Raw genomic sequence first — 17,062 nt, forward strand, 5'->3', positions numbered from 1 at the left:
GAAGACACCGAGGTGTCCAGACGTTCCCTATTAGAGATGACACGAATGCACGAATACACCGCGCTCGACGAGTTCGAGACCGGCGAGATGGACCTTGAGGAGCGCCAGGCGCTGCGCCGCGTGGCGGGCCTCTCCACCGAACTCCAGGATGTCTCCGAGGTCGAGTACCGGCAGCTGCGGCTGGAGCGGGTCGTCCTCGTAGGGGTCTGGACCGACGGCACCGCGGCGGACGCCGAGAACTCGATGCTCGAGCTCAAGCTCCTGGCGGAGACCGCCGGGTCGCAGGTGCTCGACGGGCTCGTCCAGCGCCGCCAGAAGCCTGACCCGGCCACGTACATCGGCTCGGGCAAGGCCCTTGAGCTGCGCGACGTGGTCGACTCCAGCGGCGCCGACACCGTGATCTGCGACGGCGAGCTGACCCCCGGTCAGCTCCGCCAGCTCGAGGAGACGGTCAAGGTCAAGGTGATCGACCGTACGGCGCTGATCCTCGACATCTTCGCCCAGCACGCCAAGAGCCGCGAGGGCAAGGCCCAGGTCGAGCTGGCGCAGCTGCAATACCTGCTGCCCCGCCTGCGCGGCTGGGGCGGCAACCTGTCCAGGCAGGTCGGCGGCCGCGCCGCCGGCGGCGTCGGCATCGGCGGCCGCGGCCCCGGTGAGACCAAGATCGAGCTGGACCGCCGCCGCATCCGCGAGCGGATGTCCAAGCTGCGCCGCCAGATCGGCGGCATGTCCACCTCGCGCGAGACCATGCGTCAGCGTCGTCAGCGTCGCGAGGTTCCGGCCGTGGCCATCGCCGGCTACACCAACGCGGGCAAGTCCTCGCTGCTCAACCGCATCACCGGTGCGGGCGTGCTGGTGGAGGACGCGCTGTTCGCCACCCTCGACCCGACCGTGCGCCGGGCGCGCACGCCCGAGGGCAGGCTGTTCACGATCGCCGACACCGTCGGCTTCGTGCGCCACCTGCCGCACCAGCTGGTCGAGGCGTTCCGCTCCACGCTGGAGGAGGTCGCCGACGCCGACCTGATCCTGCACGTGGTCGACGGCTCGCACCCCGACCCCGAGGGTCAGCTGGCGGCGGTGCGCGAGGTGTTCGCCGACATCGAGGGCGCCTCCGACGTACGCGAGATCGTCGTGGTCAACAAGGCCGACGCGGCCGACCAGGACGTCATCGACCGCATCACCAGGCGCGAACGCGACAGCGTCGTGGTCTCGGCGCGGACCGGCAAGGGCATCCCCGAGCTGATCGCGCTCATCGAGCGCGAGCTGCCCAGGCTGGACCACGAGATCCACCTGCTGGTGCCGTACGACCGGGGCGACCTGATCTCGCGGGCCCACAAGGAGGGCGAGGTGCTCTCCGTGGACCACGTGGCAGACGGCACGATCCTGCACGCCCGCGTGCTGCCCAGCCTGTTCCAGGAGTTGGAGCGGGTGGGCAAGCCGGTCGAACGCGTCTCCTGAAAGTCTTTCGCCGATTCCTGCGGGGCGGCCCACGGTGCTGCGGTACGGTGGGGCCGCCCGGCACGGTCCACGCGTGGCCGAGTCGGGCGGCCGGCAGCACGTCCGGGCTTACATGGATCTCTCACGGCACGGACAGGCGGTCGGCGTCACGGTACGGTGGGGCAGCTCTTGCCGCAAAGTGCGCAGAGTTGCCCAAAAGCGGCAGTGGTCCCCGAACCCCGGGTATTGCTAGGATTGGCCAGACCTAACGTTGGTCTGGGTTTGGGTTTGGGTTTTGATTCTGGGTTTCGGATGATGACTGCTGGTGCCGAAGTCGTCAGCGGGGGCCATGGGAACGAGGCGGGGCTGGGTGACGGATGGGATCTGTGGTCTTTCTTCCGAATAACCCTGTACACCGGCCCGGCATGTGAAATAACGTAACTGAACTGAAATCGCCGGATCATGAGTCCGGCGATACGGTCACCGCACAGCATGACGCGGATGAGAGCAGGAGACCCCCCATGTCGTCCGGACCCGGAGCGGACTCAGTGGGCGCGGCACAAGCCGTGCGCTGGGTGTTGCGCCCGCGCGGGGGCTCGCGCAGGGCGGTGATGCGGTGACCGTTCGACTTCTCACCAACATCGGCCGCCTCTGGACCGGTAACGAGGTCCTCAGCAACGCGGCCATCCTCGTGCACAACGACCGCATCGCGTGGGTCGGGCGGGCGCCCGACCTGCCGCAGAGCGTTCCTGGAGTCGTCGACGACATCGTCGATGTCGACCACGTCGAAAACCTCGGCGGCGCGCTCGTCACACCCGGCCTCATCGACGCCCACACGCACCCGGTCTACGCCGGCAACCGCTACGCCGAGCTGGCCATCCGCACCGGCGGCTCCAGCGCCGCCTCGATCACGGCGGCCGGCGGCGGCGTGGGCTCGACCGTCACCGTGACCCGCGGCACCGACCCCTGGACTCTCTGCAACGGCGTACGCGAGCGGCTGCGCGGCTGGTTGCTCAGCGGCACCACCACGGTCGAGGCCAAGACCGGCTACCACCTCACGCGCGACGGCGAGCTGGCCGACGTGCGGCTCCTGCGCGAGCTGGAGAAGGAGCCGATGATGCCGCGCGTGCACGTCACGTTCCTCGCGGCGCACGTGGTGCCACCCGAATACTTCGGCCGCCAGCGCGAATACGTCGAGGCCGTGGGCGCCTGGTGCGCCGACGCGGCCGCGGCGGGAGCCGACAGCGTCGACGTCTACTGCGACGAGGGCCACTTCACCACCGAGGAATCCCGCTGGGTCCTCGCCTCCGGCCGCAACGTCGGCCTGCTGCCGCGCGTCCACGCCGGCATCTTCAGCCGCCGCGGCGCCGTCCAGCTGGCCGCCGAGCTCGGCTGCGCCTCCGCCGACGGCCTGCACCACATGTCGGACGAGGACATCGCCATCATGTCCCGCTACGGCGTGCCCGCGGTCGTCTGCCCGGCCACCGCCCTCCAGCGCGGCCATCTCCCGCCCGTCCGCCAGATGATCAAGCACGGCGTGCAGATCGCACTCGGCAGCGACCACAACCCCGGCTACTGCGGCATCACCTCGATGTCGCTGGTGATCGCCATGGCGGTGTCCGCGTTCGGGATGAGCGTCAACGACGCGCTCCGCGCGGCCACCCTCGGCGGCGCCACCGTCCTGGGCGCTCCGGACCGCGGCGTCCTGGCACCGGGCCGGCTGGCCGACATCGTCCAGTGGGACGCCGACCACGAGGGCGCGTTCGCCTGGTCCTTCGGCCTCAAGCCACGCCGCGTCTGGCGGGGTGGGACGCCCGTTCAGTAGCTCTCGCGTCATGCCCCCCACGGTCGCCGTCGTCACCGACTCAACTGCTTACCTTCCTGCGGTGCCGGGTGTCACGGTCGTGCCCTTACAGGTGATCATGGGGGATACCTCGTACGACGAGGGCTCCAACGGCAGCTGGGTGCCGGGTCATGAGGGCTCGGACGGCGAGAATTCCTCCGTGGGCGACCTCGCCTCCGCCACCACCTCCCGCCCTTCCCCGGCCCGCTTCGTCTCCTGCTACTCGTCCTTGGCCGCGGCGGGCGCCACAGGGGTGGTCTCGATCCACCTGTCGGCCGAGATGTCAGGCACGGTCGAATCCGCCCTCGCAGCAGCCCGCGACGCCCCCTTGCCTGTGGAAGTGATCGACAGCCGCTCGATCGCGATGGGCCTGGGGTTCCCGGTCCTGGTGGCGGCGCGTGCCGCTGCGAGCGGGGCCTCCCTGGAGGCGGTGACGTCGGCGGCCCGCCGCTGCGCAGAGACGACCCGAACGTTCTTCTACGTCGACACCCTCGACTACCTGCGGCGCAGCGGCCGCATCGGCACCGCGGCCTCTCTGTTCGGCTCGGCCCTCATGATCAAGCCGCTGCTCCACATCGTGAACGGCCAGATCTCGCTGCTCGAGAAGGTCCGCACGTCGGCGCGCGCCATCGCGCGCCTGGAGGACCTGGCGGTGCAGGCGGCCGGTGACGGGCCGGTGGAGGTGGCGGTGCAGCACCTGGCGGCGCGAGGCCGAGCCGAAGCACTCGCGGAACGGCTGCCGAAGCGGCTGCCCGGGCTGGTGGAGCTGCGGGTGGTGGAGGTAGGACCGGTGATCGGGGCGCATGTGGGCCCCGGCATGCTCGGCCTGACCGTCACACCATGTGATCTCTCGGCTCCTCCAGGCTCCTGATCTCACCGCCTCCCAGCGCGTTTGCCGCAGCACCGGGCAGATCCCGTGGGGGCCACCGTGGGGGCACCGTTGCGGCCTTGAGAGCGCCTCTGGGGTCCCTTTATCCACAGGCCCATAAACCATACCTGCACTGTCCCCAGAACGCCGCTCGGGCCCCTACAGCGGCCTCCGGCGGCCTACGTTCTCTCGCGTGCGAACCCCTGATGCGACCGCGGAGCGAGCCATAGCCGAATCCCGGCTACGGTCGATCATCAATCCTGCCCGACGCCCCCACCGGGTTCTCCTTCGGCGCACTGGTGGTGACCGCATCGAGAATCCGGAAAGCGGTGGCGGTGTTTCGGTCCGGGATCAGGAGCGCGCAAGCTTGACCGGGGAGACCGCAGGCGCACCTCGCGGAAGAAGCTCCCGAAACGGGATCGACTCGATGGAGGGCCTGGACGATGACAGCCCGCCGATCGGCTGGCGTGAGACCGCCTCAACTACGCGCCCGAAACCAGACGACGAGCGCCCCGCCACGTCGGCCCCTTCTCGCCGCAACGGCGGGCCCATCCCCGTACCACCCTCTTTCCAGGCGTTCCGCACAGCCTTGGCCTCCCAGGCTCCTGCTCTCGACCCAGGCAAGCCGGGCCTTCGTGTGCTGCTCGCCGTTGGAGCCCTCGCGATAGCCGTCGCCGCCTTCTTCGTCTGGCGATCCCAGCCCGCACCCGAGCCGCTGCCGCCTCCCACCCCGATCTCGCCGTCGCCCCCGTCCCCCACCGACAAGGTCACCGTCCACGTCGCCGGAAAGATCCGCAAGCCAGGCGTCTACCTGCTCCCTTCAGGCGCCCGGGTCACGGACGCGGTGACGGCGGCCGGGGGAGTGGCACGTGGCGCCTCCACCGGCTCGCTCAATCTCGCCAGACGCTTGATCGATGGCGAGCAGATCGTGGTGGGCGCCACCGCAGGCCCGGCCGCTCCTGGCTCCCCCGTCACTGACCCGGCCGGCGCCGTCATCGACCTGAACTCCGCCACGGCCGAGCAACTCGAGCAGCTCCCAGGCGTGGGGGAGGTCCTGGCGGCGCGCATCATCGAGTTCCGCGACAGCCATGGCGGCTTCACCAGCGTCGACCAGCTCCGCGAGGTGAGCGGCATAGGCCCCCCGAAACTGACGAATGAGGTTAAGCTAGGGCATCGTGAAGCCCTTACGCGCCATCCTTCTGCTGCGCATCAGCGACGACAAAAGCGGCGAAGCGGCAGGAGTCGGACGACAAGACGAAGATGGGCGACGGCTGGCCGAAAGGATCGGCTGGACGATCGGCCCCGATGAGACCCACGTCATCATCGAGAACGACACATCGGCGTTCAAGCGCCGCAAAATCGCCCTTCCGGACGGGACGACGGCCCTGAGGACAGTCCGCCCCGGTTTTCGACGCTGCCTCGACATGCTCGCCACCGGCGCCGCAGACGGACTCCTGGCCTACGACCTCGACCGTGTCGCCCGTGACCCCCGAGACCTGGAAGACCTGATCGACGTCGTTGAATCCAGCCGGCCACGTATCGCCGTCGAATCGGTCAGTGGATCGCTGCGGCTCAACAACGACGGGGACGTGACGATGGCGCGCGTCATGGTCGCGGTAGCCAACAAGAGCAGCCGGGACACAGCCCGGCGTGTCACCCGCAAGCACGAGGAACTCGCCGCGCAAGGCAAGACGGGCGGCGGCGGCATCCGAGCCTACGGCTACGACCAGAACGGGATGACCATCCGTGAGGACGAGGCGGAGGTCATCCGGTGGATGGCCGCGGAGATCCTCGATGGGCAGACCCTTGTCGGCCTCGCGAACCTGCTGAACGAGCGCGGCGTGCGACCAGTGAAGGCCGGACAGTGGAACTCCCGCTCGGTGTGGTCCGTACTCACCGGTCCGCGGATCGCAGGGCTGCGGCGGTTCCGAGGAGTCGTGGTCGGCGATGCGGTGTGGCCCGCCGTTCTCGACCGGGACACATGGGATGCCGTCCGGGCGAAGATCTCGGCCCGCGCTACCGGTCACACCAACCAGCTCGTCCGCTGGCTGACAGGCAGCCTGTGGTGTTCCCTGTCTGGGGACCTCCTGACCGGCATGTCAGTCACCAAGCGCGCGGGGGCCCAATACTGGTGTTCCACCCCGCGTGGTGGATGCGGAAAGATCACCGTGACCGCCTCCCATGTTGAGGATCTGATTGGCCGGCGCGTCGTCGAACTTCTGACCAACCCCGATTTCGTCAAGCGAGTGCTCACCATCACCTCGAAGTCATCCACCGACGAGACGCGCACCCAGCTGGCGGAGGACGAGAAGCAGCTGAAGGAGCTCGCGCGCATGTGGGCGACCCGGCGGATCACGCTTGCCGAGTACACCGAAGCCCGAACCATCATCGAGGAGCGGATCAAGAACGCGCGGGCGTTCGCTCTCGGCTCCGCTCCTCGTGTCCTGCGGCATCTGCTTGAGGGCGACGTGCAGGCCAAATGGGATGGTCTGACGCCTGTCGATCGCCGCGAGGCCGTGCGGGCGATCATTCCTGACGGCTTCGACGTGCTGCCTCTCGACAAGGGCAAACCGCGGCGGTTCGACCCCGACAGGATCGTTCCACGGCTAGCCGAGCGCACACACGTCAAGTAGCGGGTCCAGGTCGACGCGCAGCACGCAGTCCCGTCCGGCAGTAGGCGCCGGAGGTGCGACGCCGGAGGATTCGCCAGTCGGTGGTGTGGTCGCCGCGGTCGGCGGAGGCGTCGGGCTGGCGGAAAGGTCCTCAGGGGTGAGGCGGGGAGCTTCGGGAATCTCTGTCTCTGAGGGCTCCGCTGTCCCCGTAGGCCGGGGCTGGGTTGACCGCGTTGGTGTCTGCTCCGGGCGGGGCGTCGGCCGGATCGCGGGACGGGTCCCTGGCCCATCCGTCGGTTCTGACCTGTCCGTCGGCTTGCGCCCGTCCTGGCCGGGCGTGGCCGAGGGGGTCGGCTTGCGCGTGATGGGCGGGCTCTGTGACCGCATGGTGGGCGTGGCCGTGACAGTGAGTGGCGGCGCGGCGATTTTCGGCTGCTCAGCACCATCGAGAAGCATCGGCAGCATGAGGGCCGCGCCGGCTGTCAAGGCGCTGCCTGCTGCTGCGGTTGCCGCCAACGCTGCTCCGGGGTGATTCCGCCCCCAGCGTTTGAGGGGCTCCCAGGCGAACGCCGCGATGGGCAGGCCGACAAGTGCGGCCAGGCCGTGCTCGTGCATGCGCACCGCCGCCCATATGGCGACGGCCCTCGCTTTGCCCTTGAGCTTCTCGTCTACCTCGACCACCGTGCGGCCATGCTCGGTGAAGGCCACGGCCGGGCTGACGGGGTTCTTCACTTCCCGGATCTCAGGCCATCTCACGAGCATTCGCCGCCGTACTGCTCTGTGAATCGTCGCCACCACTGCGACTCGGCGATGGGGTCGGCCCGCCCTACTGATGGGACGAGGAAGGACCGCATCCGGCCACCGATTCGCCAGCGGACAGGGTGCCATTGTCCGGCTGTGCTGCGCATGGCGTTGACCACCGCTGTGGGCGGCGGATCTGTCAGCAGGGCGTAGATCGTGTCTTGCAGGTGCTGGATCATGTCGTGGGAGAATTCGAGGTCCGCGGCCATGTCGGCGAAGCGCTGCTTGGTGAAGGTCTCATCGCGCAGTTGGGCCGTGGCGGCTCGTCTTGCGATGTCGAGGCGCTCTTTGATGGTGGCGAGGATGCTCCGGATCCGCTCCTGGTCAGACTCGTCACGACGTTTTTCGGCGATCACGTGCTTTCCACCCCCAGGCGATATTGCGCAAAACGCGCAGACTTGCCCTAATGCGCCCCCTCGCCCCGAACGGTGCAGACCGTTATTCCATGACGAAAACCTTCAATAGTCCACCCTAAGTGAAGGCCCGTAATCGTATCGTGACATAGGGCAACAAGGTCACGCCAGGGCACACCAGGGCACGCCCTCCGACCTGCGCCTTCCTGAATGATTGCTGAGAATAGGACGCGAGCCGGGTGACCTAAAACCCGCAAGGTGAGCAGCCGCAATAAAGAAAGCGCGTAGCTGTCGGACTAGCCGCGTGACCGAAACTCTCGCACATCGGCAGATGGCCTCTCGTCCAGCTGCCGAGCTTTTGCTTCCTCCAGCCTGCGCAAGGACTCCAGTTGGTGGATCAAGTACCGGCGCTCCACCTCGTCCAGGCCCGGCGTCTCCCACAGGTGCTGCTCCTGCGGATCCTCGTACCGGCGCTCCACGGCAGGGGTGTCAGACCTTTGCGAGGCCGGAGCCACCTCCTCCAGGATGGCGCGCACCCTTTCAGGGCTGAGTCGGCGCGACAGCTCGCGGAGGGCAGCCTCTAGCCCGTCGGCAGCCTGTACCTCGCCCGCGCCCGCGGTCACTCTGATGACGCCGGCGCCGCCTGGCGCGGTGACGGAGGTCATCTCTGTGGGATCGCCGCCCGCCAGGACGCTCTCGATAGAGCCGGACGCCCACTGGAGCGCTTCTTCGAGCCGGGCGCGGACCAGGTCACTGACGCCGGCCTCTCCGCTGCGGAACTTGCGGAGGTGGGCAGTGGAGATCCCTGCCTGTTCCGCGACGTCGTTCCACTGGAGTCGCAGGGCTACTCGCCGCTGGTTCATGAGCTCGGCGAGGCGCTTGAAGTTGTCGACTCGCTCCATCGTGTTCGTCCTCCGAATGTTGGTTGGGCTCGCGGACCCTGACCGCAATGTATCGCAAATTGCCTGTTCAGATGGCCAGGTGACGCGCTCTGCTTGAGGGGTTAAAAGAATCATGAGCGCTCTGTTGCGCTCTCTTAAATTATTGCGCTATGTTGCGTTCATGAGGAAGCGACTCAAACTCCCCTTCGACGGTGGTCTAGCGAGGGAACAGCGAGAACGCAGAGGTTTCACGCTTGCTGAGCTCGAACTTCGCTGCGAACAAGCTGGCACAAAAATCGCCGCCAGCACTCTATGTAGGTGGGAGACGGGAGTCTTCGGTCCTACTGCGGCGCGCTTGGCCGTCCTCGCCATAGCTCTCGACGTTGATGTTGACGCCCTGTTGCGCAACTCTGACGGATCCAAGGCGGAGTGTGCCTGATGCGCAGAGAAGCGATCAATAGCGCTCCCGATACATCCTCGTGCCCTGGCGGACCGGGATCGGTTCCCCCCGGCAACTCCATGGCGGGACGTGGCCTCTCTCGCCCGCTCATCGAGCTCATTGACATGCCGAGCGATGAACAGATCCGCACTGTCGCCAGGATCTTCGGCCTTCACGAGGGCGGAGCGCTCTATGAGGCCATCAAGGAGCGCCTCGACCGTGAGACCGCGGACAGCAAATCAGCGGGGGAGACGGCAGCATGACCGACCTCGACATCCCGAACGGCTCCCCGTTCGACGCGATCAAGCGGGTAGACGAGTGCGGCGAGTACTGGTCGGCCCGTGAGTTGATGCCGCTTTTGGGCTACCGGAAGTGGGACAAGTTCGAGGACTCCGTCGAGCGCGCCCGCGTCTCCATCGAGACGATGGGCATGGACCCCGACGCGGAAGCTTCCCGGCGCCGGGAAGCTTACGGCCGGACCAGGCAGATTGGCGCGAACTACCGGCTGACCCGCCACGGCGCCTATATCACCGCCATGAACGGCGACGTCCGCAAGCAGGAGATCGCGGCGGCGCAGGCTTACTTCGCAGCCAAGGCACGCGAGGCTGAGGTTGCCGAGTCTGGCCGCCAGGTTGCCGCGCGGAAGCTGTCGAACCGCGAACTGGCCGCCATGGTGATCGAGGAGGCCGACCGCGCCGACAAGGCCGTGTACCGGGCTGAGATCGCGGAGGGCAAGTTCCAGGCGATCGAGGCCGGCGACGGGCTGACGCTGACGGCGTTCCACAAGAAGTACTTCAGCGAGGTCACTGAGCGGACGTTCTTCGAGCACCTGTACTCGCGCGGCTACCTGATCGACCAGCGCGGCAAGGGCTCCGAGCGCGACGACGGAACGTTCCGGAACGGTCCAGAACACCGCCATCCGACGTTCAAGGGCAAGCCGTTCTTCTACCTGCACGGCAGCGGAGTCCACGGCAAGAAGCGGCGCGAGAACACCCGCGTCCGCCCTGGTGATCCGGAGCTGCTGCTGAAGGCGGCGCTGTCGAAGGACGGGCTGCGGGCCAACGAGCACAAGGCGGGTTACCTGTTCGCCATCGAGGGCGGCGTGTCATGACCGCCTACGAGTACCACCGCAAGGTGATCGCCTGCTGGCGTGTCGGCTGCATCGAGCGTGACGTCGCCGACCGCGCCGACTACGTGGGCCGCCACCACAAGCCCACACAAGACGCGAGGCCAGCCGGCCAGGGCTGACCTCGCAGACCACCCGCTCATCCCAAGTCGGACCACGACAAGGAGCAGGAGTCAATGACAGTTTACGACCCACCGCCCCGACGAAAGGGCGGACCGAAGCCCAAGCCCATCGCCGAGCAGTTGCTGAGGAAGGTTACGCCAGGCCACGGCGGCTGCTGGATCTGGACCGGCATTGTCATCAACTCGGGGTATCCGAGGCTGGGCATCACCCGCCAGAACAAAACCAAGCAGTACCTCGCGCACCGCCTCTCCTACCAACTCTTCGTGGGCCCCATTCCCGAGGGCATGCAGATCGATCACCTGTGCATGGTCCGGCGCTGCGTCAACCCCCAGCACCTCGAAGCGGTAACGCCTCAGATCAACGTGCTCCGATCGCCCAACACCATAGCCAGCCGTTGGGGTCATCGAACCCACTGCGAGAGGGGCCACGAGTACACCGCTGAAAACACTTACCTGCAGCCGCGTCGAGACAACCCGGACAAGACCTCGCGCGTGTGCCGCACCTGCAAGAAGGCGTGGAAGCGAGACCGGAAGGCGGCGCAGTCATGAGCGTCAGCATCAGCGCTACATCTCCCGAGAAGACCGGCGTGACGCCGGAGGCCAAGTACGCCGTTCTCGCGACAGCGGCCTACCTGTTCCGGCCGGAACAGGGCTCCCATCTGCTGCGCCGGGCACTGCTGGCGTCGATCCTGGCTGACCGGCTCGGCCTGGACCCGCAGGAGGCCATCGAGCAGGCGATGTACGGCTGCGACTTCCGTGTGGTCGCGGCTGGCGACGAGTGCGAGCGCCTGATCAAGCAGGCCGAGCGCGCCGTTCTGGCCGCCGAGCAGGACGGGCAGGTGGCCCGATGACGTACGTGCTGCCCCCGAAACCCGCCGACGTGGCCAAGCAGATCGACCACTACGAGTACTCCAAGCGGAAGCTGCGCTGGTTGTACGCGACCGAAGTGCAGGTGGCCGAGCAGCGTCCGGAGCGTGACCAGTGATGGGCCGCCACTGCGAGCTCTCCCGCTGCGATAACTACGGCGCCGAGCCGATGTCCGCCTGCGGCATCACCTACGTGTGCCCCTCATGCCGGACCGTGATCGAGCAGCTCACCGCCATCTACCAGGAGCAGGGCGCGGCTGAGGCTGCCCGTCTCGCTGAGAAGGCGGGAGCGGCGGCGAAGTGAGCAGCAACGTATACGGAGAACAGCTCCGCCAGAGGCGACGGGATGCACGGCTGACGCAAGAACAGCTTGCCGACCTCGCGGGCATCGCAAAAACCACGCTCCGCAACGCGGAAGCCGGGCGCAACATGCCCCGGCCACAGCACGCCGCAGCCATAGACGCCGTACTTGACGGCGTCGTGTCGGGCGACATGAAGCTCCCCGAGGACGTCGAGCGCGAGCGCACCGTCCGGGAGGAGATCGCCCTCCAGTTGGAGGCCGCCGCCGAGTGGTACCCGGAGTCCGTCTTTCCGTCCAGCTCCCAGAACCCGGACGCCATCGCGGGCCGAGCGATGCGCTACGCCTACCAGAACGCCGCACGTATCGCGCGGGGTGAGGACCTGTGATGGCGCAGTCGCGTCCCTGGTTGACGCTCGCTGACGCGTCGTCCGTCCTGGGGATCCCCGAGTTTCAGGTGCTGGACCTGGCCGTGTCGGGTCGTCTGCACTCCCGCCTCAAGCACGATCACCGCGAGGTGTGCGCGGCTGACGTCATCGAGTTCGACGTGGAGATGCACACCTCGCGGGCCGTGCACGCGGACAAGCCGACCTGGGAGCCGTGGACCGCCGCCGAAGACCCGGGCGCTTTCGCGGAACGGGCAGACCACGACACCCCCAACGACGAGGGAGCAGAGCAGCAGTGAACTTCAGCTTCGAACCCGCCACCAAGGACGAGGCCAAGGCACGCGTGGCCCTGACCGGCCCGTCCGGGTCGGGCAAGACGTACACGGCGCTGACGGTCGCCACCGGCCTGTCGGACAAGGTGGCGGTCATCGACACCGAGCGCGGCAGCGCCAGCAAGTACGCTGACGAGTTCGCGTTCTCCAGGCTCAACCTGCAGTCGTTCGAGCCCCACACGCTGTGCCAGGCGCTGGCCGCCGCGGGCGCGGCCGGGTTCGGCGCGGTCGTCGTGGACTCGCTGACGCACTTCTGGTCCGGCACGGGCGGCATGCTGGAGCAGGTCGACGCGGCGGCCAAGCGCGGGTACGGCGGGAACTCGTTCGGCGGGTGGAAGGAAGCCCGCCCGCAGGAACGCCAGATGATCGACGCGCTGGTCTCTTACCCGGGCCACGTCATCGTCACGATGCGGTCCAAGACCGACTATGTGATCGAGGAGGACCAGCGCGGCCGGAAGGTCCCGCGCAAGGTCGGGCTCAAGCCTGAGCAGCGTGAGGGCATCGAGTACGAGTTCGACATTGTCGGCGACCTCGACCACGAGAACACGCTGGTCATCACCAAGTCACGGGCCCGCGACATCGCCAACCGCGTCATCCCGAAACCGGGTGGCGAGTTTGCGCAGGAGATCGCCGTCTGGCTCGGCGATGGCAAGCCGTCCCCGGACGCGCTGCACTTCCGGGACCTACTGCTTGACCAGTACGCCACTCAGGAAGACGTGGCCGCCGCCGGCGCGGACATCCGAGCGCGGGGCCTGTTCGGCGCCCAGGTGGTCAACGAGCACGGCGACGCTGTCGCTCTGGGGGAGTTGGCCCGCCGCCGCTGGAACGAGTTGGGCAAGGCCAAGCCCGCTGACGGTGGTGAGGCGGCATGAGCGACCTCACCCCGAAGGAGGCGCGTCTCGTCTTCGCTCTGCTGAAGATGCGCGCCTCCCAGATCTCCGCCGCACTCAAGCAGGTGACTCCGTTCATCGAGCAGGAGCCCGGCGACAAGAACGCCGCCCTGCTCGGCGCGGCCCGGCTGGGCAAGGTCGCCATGACCGAGCCCGAGGTGAAGGCGATCGTCAACGACCGGGAGAAGTTCGTCGCGTTCGTTCAGGAGACCGCCCCGACCGAGGTCGAGCACATCCCCACCGTGCGCACCGCATACGAGATGAAGCTCCTGGAACAGGCACTCCGCAATGGCGCCCCGGTGGACGCGGACGGCCAGGAGATCCCCGGCGTGGAGATCGGCTACGGGGCGTCGCCGCAGCAGCGGTTCTACGCCGACGAGGGCGCCGACCGGCTGCTGGCGGTCGTCGAGCCGAAGGACCTTCCGGAGCTCGACGGCATCGACCTGACCGAACTGCTGGGCGTCCGCCCTGCCATCGAGGCGGGCGAGCAGTCGTGAAGACGAAGACGCCTACCTGCTGCAACAAGGCCACCTTCGCGAACGAGGAGGAGGCACGCCGCTACTGGGACCGCATGGCACGTCTCGGCGTGCGGCGCGAGCTGCCCACCGACGTGGAGCAGTGCATGCGCGGCTGGCATCTGACGTTCCCGCCCGCCGAACGCGAGCAGAAGCCGCGTAAGGCGTTGAAGCGGACCCAGCCGAAGAAGCCGGCGAGGCCGAAGAGCGTCCCTGCCGATGTGAAGGCCACCGTCCGCCGGAGAAGCGGCGGCATGTGCGAGGTCGGGCTCGTCTGTGGCGGCGTGGCGGCTGGCGTCGATCCGGCACACCGGGAGGGCAAGGGGTCGGGCGGCACCGACAAGAACTGGTCGAACCTGGCCAGCAATCTGCTCTGGTCATGTAGGGATGATCACGACTTCATCGACCAGAAGCAGCCCGCCAAGGCCGAGAAGCTCGGACTGAAGGTCCGCGCTGGCGTGGCCCGCCCGTGGGAGATCCCGGTGCTGCACAAGCGGCTGGGCTGGGTGCTGCTGCACTCCAACGGTGGCCACCGCCTCGCGCCTGTCGGGGCGCACCCTGACGGGAAGCGGCCCATCCCGGTCGTCGCCTGCACCACGTGGGAGCTGATCCAGCAGAACGGCGCCTTCGCCGAGGCGATGGAGCGCTACAAGCACCTGCAGTGCCCCGGCTGGTCGGCTCCGTGCGAGGGCTTGTTCACCTGCGGTTGCGGCTCCACGCCCTTCTATCTGGAGCAGGTGGCGTGATGACCCGGGTCGCGCCGATCGAGTTCTGCCACTACTGCAAGCAGCACGTTGAGGAAGGCCACGACTGCCCGTACGGGCCGCCGAAATGCCCGACCGACGCGGGGGAGACATGCGGCATATGCAAGCCCTGCCTCGCCCTCATGGAGTCCGACCCGAGGTATAGGCCCGCGTCCGCCTCCGACCATCCCGCCTGACCTGGAGACCGCCATGACGCACGTAGACGACTACGACGAGCCGGGAGACGACCGAGAGCCCGGCGAGCCCGAGCAGGAACCGCCGATCAGTACAGAAGAGTTGGCCGCGCTGCTCCGTCGCGTCCAGTCGGTCGGCCGGTCCTCCATGTGGGCGGGCGTGCTCTTCGACCGGATGCCGGAGCTGGTCGACGAGCTGATTGCAGCCCGCCAGCGGATCGCCGAGTGGGAGGCGCTGCCGACCCGCGAGGAGTGGACGGTCACGGGAGGACCGAACTTCCCGGTCGAACCCGGCGAGCCGACGATCGCGCCGGGTGAGCAGGCGGTGGTCGAGTACGCCCGTAGGCATGAGACGGCGCAGCTGTGGCGCCGGATGCTCTCAGTCCACCCGTGGGAGCCGCTCGACGAGGCGTCCCCGTTCTAGCCCATCCCTGATCTTCCGCTGCTGGCCTCGTCCTCGGGGGTCGAGACCAGCAGCGGCGCACCAAGACCACATCTGAACCAGGAGCCCAAGTGAGCAACACCAACGCCGTTCTCGAACCGCAACGGCTCGCCTACCGGCCCGAAATCGTCGACCTGATCCAGCAGGTGACCGAGCCGCAGATCATGCAGGCCGTCACCGAGATCACCGGCATGCAGGAGAAGGTCAACGCCCTGCAGACGCAGATCGCCGACAAGAAACGCTTCATCGCCGAACTGCGGCAGGCGCAGCGCGACATCGAGGCGTGCGCGGACCTGCCCCTGTCTCTCCCTCTGCAGGGCCAGGGGGACCCGGTCAAGCACGCCGAGGTGTGGGGCGGCCCTCAGACGGGCGTGATCCTGCCGAAGGGCTCTTTCCCGGAGACGGAACCGGACGGCTACTGCATCCACTGCGGGAAAGCGGCCTGGCTGGTGTCGACGACCACGGCCAGCCCGAAGGGTGCCCGCCACTCCTACGGCGCCACCTGCGACCCCGAGAACCCGGCCAGCAACGTCGCGGAACTGGCGGTCGAGTCATGAGCGCCGCCTACGAGCTGGTGTGCCGCCTCACCCGGCCCGCGAAAGGCCGCCACGGGAAACGCCGCCGGCGCCCTGAACCGCTCGCCCCGTTCCCTGTGGCGGACCCGGACGCGTGCCGTCCCGCTGACCTGGTCCCCTTCTCCGACTTTCCCCGTGTCCGCCCCTACGACCCGTCGAAGGGATCCGCAGCATGAGCACCGAAACGCCCGAGACGAAGAACCCGTACCAGCTCCGCCGCGAGGCCGTAACCCGCGCCGTCAAGGCTTGGCAGCAGCAGGCCGAAGAGGCGGACGAGGCGGGCGACCGGGAGCCCACCGCTTCGGAGAACGCGGCAGACCTGGAGGACTGCCTGATGGACGAGGGGCTGGTCCTGCTGCCCCGCTCTACCGGCCACGGCAAGTGGATCGTCACCGTCGATGGGCAGCCCGCCGCACGGCCGGGCAAGGACCGCCCTGCGGGGCCGGTGGACGCTGAAGAGGCCGCTGAGATGTTCCTGACCCGGACGGCCGCCGACTACTACAACGAGTACCAGGTGACGATCCGCCCCGCGTCCCCTGACGAGCTGGTGGCTTCCGTGTGGGACCACATCACAGGGGGTGGGTCGTGACCGCCCTCGACCAGATCACCCCGTTGTCCGCCGAGCAGCGCGACGCACTGATCAAGCTGCACGAGTACGACGAGCTCATCTTCGGCGGGTTCATCTGCCTGCACTGCACCCCGGACGACTGCGACGACCCGGACGACAACGTGTACTACCCGTGCCCGCCGCTGCGGGCCGTGGGAGTCACGAACGAAGAGGCCGTCCTCATCATCAAGCTGGCCCGAGCCGAGCGTGCCGCCAAGCATATGGGCGACGCCCTGACCAATGTCGGCACCGCTATGCAGAGCGCAGCCTCCACTGCCCACGAGCTCGGCGCGGGAGCGGGGATGGACGTCATCGTCGGTTACCTGTCCGATGCCGGGATGCTGCCCGCCGGTCTCCTCACTGAGCCCCAGGACGGGGGCGAGACCCGGTGAGCCTCGACAACCTGGCCGCGATCGTCCACCTATGGAACGCCGTCTCGGGCGGGACGCTGCTCCCCGTCGTCGCGGGGTTGTGGGTGTTCGTCATCGGATGCGCGCTCATCGCCGTGTGGCAGGTGCGCCGTGGCTGACCTGATCCGCAACGTCCTCACTGGGGTCGGCGGCCTCGTAGTCCTCGCTGCCGTGGTCTTCGCCGCCCTGTGGGCGCGAACGAGGCGCAGGGAGGCTCCCAAGCCGCTGCCGAACTCCGACCTGCCCGCTATCCCTCCCAACGACTACCAGGCCCTGTGGAACGACTTCGACGCGTGGGAGCGGGGTGAGAGGCCGTGATCGG

Annotated in this window: 25 protein-coding genes and 1 pseudogene; 24 read left to right on the forward strand and 2 right to left on the reverse strand. The window is 68.0% G+C overall.

Features of this window, described 5'->3' with window-relative positions; translation table 11 throughout:
- The first annotated feature begins 45 nt into the window (after positions 1-45).
- The 5 genes and pseudogenes from hflX to EJK15_RS03290 all read left to right on the forward strand — a co-directional run bounded on the left by hflX (position 46) and on the right by EJK15_RS03290 (position 6,781).
- Positions 46-1,458, forward strand: a complete 1,413-nt coding sequence (gene hflX, locus EJK15_RS03270) for a GTPase HflX (RefSeq protein WP_138708990.1) — start codon at positions 46-48, stop codon at positions 1,456-1,458.
- A gap of 595 nt (positions 1,459-2,053) precedes the next feature.
- Positions 2,054-3,262, forward strand: a complete 1,209-nt coding sequence (gene hutI, locus EJK15_RS03275; protein ID WP_138708841.1) for an imidazolonepropionase — start codon at positions 2,054-2,056, stop codon at positions 3,260-3,262.
- 10 nt (positions 3,263-3,272) lie between these two features.
- Positions 3,273-4,151 carry a DegV family protein gene (locus EJK15_RS03280; protein WP_138708842.1) on the forward strand — a complete coding sequence of 293 codons (879 nt, stop codon included), beginning with the start codon at positions 3,273-3,275 and terminating at the stop codon, positions 4,149-4,151.
- Positions 4,152-4,575: 424 nt separating this feature from the next.
- Positions 4,576-5,238 (forward strand): annotated as a pseudogene (locus EJK15_RS74170) (ComEA family DNA-binding protein); the annotation flags it as partial.
- A gap of 85 nt (positions 5,239-5,323) precedes the next feature.
- Positions 5,324-6,781 (forward strand): recombinase family protein, encoded by a 1,458-nt coding sequence (locus EJK15_RS03290; RefSeq protein ID WP_138708844.1) that lies wholly within the window; start codon positions 5,324-5,326, stop codon positions 6,779-6,781.
- A 731-nt stretch (positions 6,782-7,512) separates the two neighbouring features.
- Here the strand turns inward: EJK15_RS03290 and EJK15_RS03295 are convergent.
- Both EJK15_RS03295 and EJK15_RS03300 read right to left on the reverse strand, forming a co-directional pair.
- Positions 7,513-7,917: a hypothetical protein gene (locus EJK15_RS03295; protein ID WP_138708845.1), complete on the reverse strand. Its 405-nt coding sequence runs from the start codon at positions 7,915-7,917 to the stop codon at positions 7,513-7,515.
- Positions 7,918-8,210: 293 nt separating this feature from the next.
- Positions 8,211-8,816 carry a hypothetical protein gene (locus EJK15_RS03300; RefSeq protein WP_138708846.1) on the reverse strand — a complete coding sequence of 202 codons (606 nt, stop codon included), beginning with the start codon at positions 8,814-8,816 and terminating at the stop codon, positions 8,211-8,213.
- Between the two features lie 543 nt (positions 8,817-9,359).
- Here EJK15_RS03300 and EJK15_RS70085 point away from each other — a divergent pair.
- The 19 genes from EJK15_RS70085 to EJK15_RS03380 all read left to right on the forward strand — a co-directional run bounded on the left by EJK15_RS70085 (position 9,360) and on the right by EJK15_RS03380 (position 17,058).
- Entirely contained in the window at positions 9,360-9,497 is a 138-nt protein-coding gene (locus EJK15_RS70085) for a hypothetical protein (RefSeq protein ID WP_171074081.1), read from the forward strand.
- The gene (locus EJK15_RS03310) at positions 9,494-10,345 is read left to right on the forward strand and encodes a DNA replication protein DnaD (RefSeq protein WP_138708848.1); all 852 of its coding nucleotides are present in this window, start codon (positions 9,494-9,496) and stop codon (positions 10,343-10,345) included. The genes EJK15_RS70085 and EJK15_RS03310 overlap by 4 nt, the downstream gene beginning before the upstream one ends.
- A complete protein-coding gene (locus EJK15_RS70090) occupies positions 10,342-10,482 on the forward strand; it encodes a hypothetical protein (RefSeq protein ID WP_171074082.1) in 141 nt (46 codons plus the stop codon). The genes EJK15_RS03310 and EJK15_RS70090 overlap by 4 nt, the downstream gene beginning before the upstream one ends.
- Positions 10,483-10,536: 54 nt before the next feature.
- Positions 10,537-11,031, forward strand: a complete 495-nt coding sequence (locus EJK15_RS03315; RefSeq protein WP_138708849.1) for an HNH endonuclease signature motif containing protein — start codon at positions 10,537-10,539, stop codon at positions 11,029-11,031.
- Entirely contained in the window at positions 11,028-11,333 is a 306-nt protein-coding gene (locus EJK15_RS03320; RefSeq protein ID WP_138708850.1) for a hypothetical protein, read from the forward strand. Before EJK15_RS03315 ends, EJK15_RS03320 begins: the two co-directional genes overlap by 4 nt.
- Complete coding sequence (locus EJK15_RS70095) at positions 11,330-11,467, forward strand: hypothetical protein (protein WP_171074083.1); 138 nt, start codon at positions 11,330-11,332, stop codon at positions 11,465-11,467. The genes EJK15_RS03320 and EJK15_RS70095 overlap by 4 nt, the downstream gene beginning before the upstream one ends.
- Entirely contained in the window at positions 11,467-11,652 is a 186-nt protein-coding gene (locus tag EJK15_RS03325; protein WP_138708851.1) for a hypothetical protein, read from the forward strand. Before EJK15_RS70095 ends, EJK15_RS03325 begins: the two co-directional genes overlap by 1 nt.
- A complete protein-coding gene (locus EJK15_RS03330) occupies positions 11,649-12,035 on the forward strand; it encodes a helix-turn-helix domain-containing protein (RefSeq protein WP_138708852.1) in 387 nt (128 codons plus the stop codon). Before EJK15_RS03325 ends, EJK15_RS03330 begins: the two co-directional genes overlap by 4 nt.
- A complete protein-coding gene (locus EJK15_RS03335; RefSeq protein WP_138708853.1) occupies positions 12,035-12,331 on the forward strand; it encodes a hypothetical protein in 297 nt (98 codons plus the stop codon). The genes EJK15_RS03330 and EJK15_RS03335 overlap by 1 nt, the downstream gene beginning before the upstream one ends.
- Positions 12,328-13,236 (forward strand): ATP-binding protein, encoded by a 909-nt coding sequence (locus tag EJK15_RS03340; protein WP_138708854.1) that lies wholly within the window; start codon positions 12,328-12,330, stop codon positions 13,234-13,236. Before EJK15_RS03335 ends, EJK15_RS03340 begins: the two co-directional genes overlap by 4 nt.
- Entirely contained in the window at positions 13,233-13,751 is a 519-nt protein-coding gene (locus EJK15_RS03345) for a hypothetical protein (RefSeq protein ID WP_138708855.1), read from the forward strand. The genes EJK15_RS03340 and EJK15_RS03345 overlap by 4 nt, the downstream gene beginning before the upstream one ends.
- On the forward strand, positions 13,748-14,515 hold the full coding sequence (locus tag EJK15_RS03350; protein WP_138708856.1) for a hypothetical protein: 768 nt from the start codon (positions 13,748-13,750) through the stop codon (positions 14,513-14,515). Before EJK15_RS03345 ends, EJK15_RS03350 begins: the two co-directional genes overlap by 4 nt.
- A complete protein-coding gene (locus EJK15_RS03355) occupies positions 14,515-14,709 on the forward strand; it encodes a hypothetical protein (protein ID WP_138708857.1) in 195 nt (64 codons plus the stop codon). Before EJK15_RS03350 ends, EJK15_RS03355 begins: the two co-directional genes overlap by 1 nt.
- Before the next feature lie 13 nt (positions 14,710-14,722).
- Positions 14,723-15,130: a hypothetical protein gene (locus tag EJK15_RS03360; RefSeq protein ID WP_138708858.1), complete on the forward strand. Its 408-nt coding sequence runs from the start codon at positions 14,723-14,725 to the stop codon at positions 15,128-15,130.
- An 89-nt stretch (positions 15,131-15,219) separates the two neighbouring features.
- Complete coding sequence (locus EJK15_RS03365; protein WP_138708859.1) at positions 15,220-15,705, forward strand: hypothetical protein; 486 nt, start codon at positions 15,220-15,222, stop codon at positions 15,703-15,705.
- A gap of 190 nt (positions 15,706-15,895) precedes the next feature.
- Positions 15,896-16,312: a hypothetical protein gene (locus tag EJK15_RS03370; RefSeq protein WP_138708860.1), complete on the forward strand. Its 417-nt coding sequence runs from the start codon at positions 15,896-15,898 to the stop codon at positions 16,310-16,312.
- Entirely contained in the window at positions 16,309-16,722 is a 414-nt protein-coding gene (locus EJK15_RS03375; RefSeq protein ID WP_138708861.1) for a hypothetical protein, read from the forward strand. The genes EJK15_RS03370 and EJK15_RS03375 overlap by 4 nt, the downstream gene beginning before the upstream one ends.
- Positions 16,719-16,859 carry a hypothetical protein gene (locus EJK15_RS70100; protein ID WP_171074084.1) on the forward strand — a complete coding sequence of 47 codons (141 nt, stop codon included), beginning with the start codon at positions 16,719-16,721 and terminating at the stop codon, positions 16,857-16,859. The genes EJK15_RS03375 and EJK15_RS70100 overlap by 4 nt, the downstream gene beginning before the upstream one ends.
- Positions 16,852-17,058 carry a hypothetical protein gene (locus EJK15_RS03380; protein WP_138708862.1) on the forward strand — a complete coding sequence of 69 codons (207 nt, stop codon included), beginning with the start codon at positions 16,852-16,854 and terminating at the stop codon, positions 17,056-17,058. The genes EJK15_RS70100 and EJK15_RS03380 overlap by 8 nt, the downstream gene beginning before the upstream one ends.
- Positions 17,059-17,062: the final 4 nt, after the last annotated feature.

Origin of the sequence: Nonomuraea basaltis (assembly GCF_005893125.1) — a bacterium.
Lineage (GTDB): Bacteria > Actinomycetota > Actinomycetes > Streptosporangiales > Streptosporangiaceae > Nonomuraea > Nonomuraea basaltis.

Excerpts from the sequence above, each read along its gene's own strand:
- hflX (WP_138708990.1), top strand. The coding sequence starts at position 46 with ATGCACGAATACACCGCGCTCGACGAGTTCGAGACCGGCGAGATGGAC.
- EJK15_RS03280 (WP_138708842.1), top strand. The coding sequence starts at position 3,273 with ATGCCCCCCACGGTCGCCGTCGTCACCGACTCAACTGCTTACCTTCCT.
- EJK15_RS03300 (WP_138708846.1), bottom strand. The coding sequence starts at position 8,816 with ATGGAGCGAGTCGACAACTTCAAGCGCCTCGCCGAGCTCATGAACCAG.
- EJK15_RS70085 (WP_171074081.1), top strand. The coding sequence starts at position 9,360 with ATGCCGAGCGATGAACAGATCCGCACTGTCGCCAGGATCTTCGGCCTT.
- EJK15_RS03310 (WP_138708848.1), top strand. The coding sequence starts at position 9,494 with ATGACCGACCTCGACATCCCGAACGGCTCCCCGTTCGACGCGATCAAG.
- EJK15_RS70090 (WP_171074082.1), top strand. The coding sequence starts at position 10,342 with ATGACCGCCTACGAGTACCACCGCAAGGTGATCGCCTGCTGGCGTGTC.
- EJK15_RS03315 (WP_138708849.1), top strand. The coding sequence starts at position 10,537 with ATGACAGTTTACGACCCACCGCCCCGACGAAAGGGCGGACCGAAGCCC.
- EJK15_RS03320 (WP_138708850.1), top strand. The coding sequence starts at position 11,028 with ATGAGCGTCAGCATCAGCGCTACATCTCCCGAGAAGACCGGCGTGACG.
- EJK15_RS70095 (WP_171074083.1), top strand. The coding sequence starts at position 11,330 with ATGACGTACGTGCTGCCCCCGAAACCCGCCGACGTGGCCAAGCAGATC.
- EJK15_RS03325 (WP_138708851.1), top strand. The coding sequence starts at position 11,467 with ATGGGCCGCCACTGCGAGCTCTCCCGCTGCGATAACTACGGCGCCGAG.
- EJK15_RS03335 (WP_138708853.1), top strand. The coding sequence starts at position 12,035 with ATGGCGCAGTCGCGTCCCTGGTTGACGCTCGCTGACGCGTCGTCCGTC.
- EJK15_RS03345 (WP_138708855.1), top strand. The coding sequence starts at position 13,233 with ATGAGCGACCTCACCCCGAAGGAGGCGCGTCTCGTCTTCGCTCTGCTG.
- EJK15_RS03355 (WP_138708857.1), top strand. The coding sequence starts at position 14,515 with ATGACCCGGGTCGCGCCGATCGAGTTCTGCCACTACTGCAAGCAGCAC.
- EJK15_RS03360 (WP_138708858.1), top strand. The coding sequence starts at position 14,723 with ATGACGCACGTAGACGACTACGACGAGCCGGGAGACGACCGAGAGCCC.
- EJK15_RS03370 (WP_138708860.1), top strand. The coding sequence starts at position 15,896 with ATGAGCACCGAAACGCCCGAGACGAAGAACCCGTACCAGCTCCGCCGC.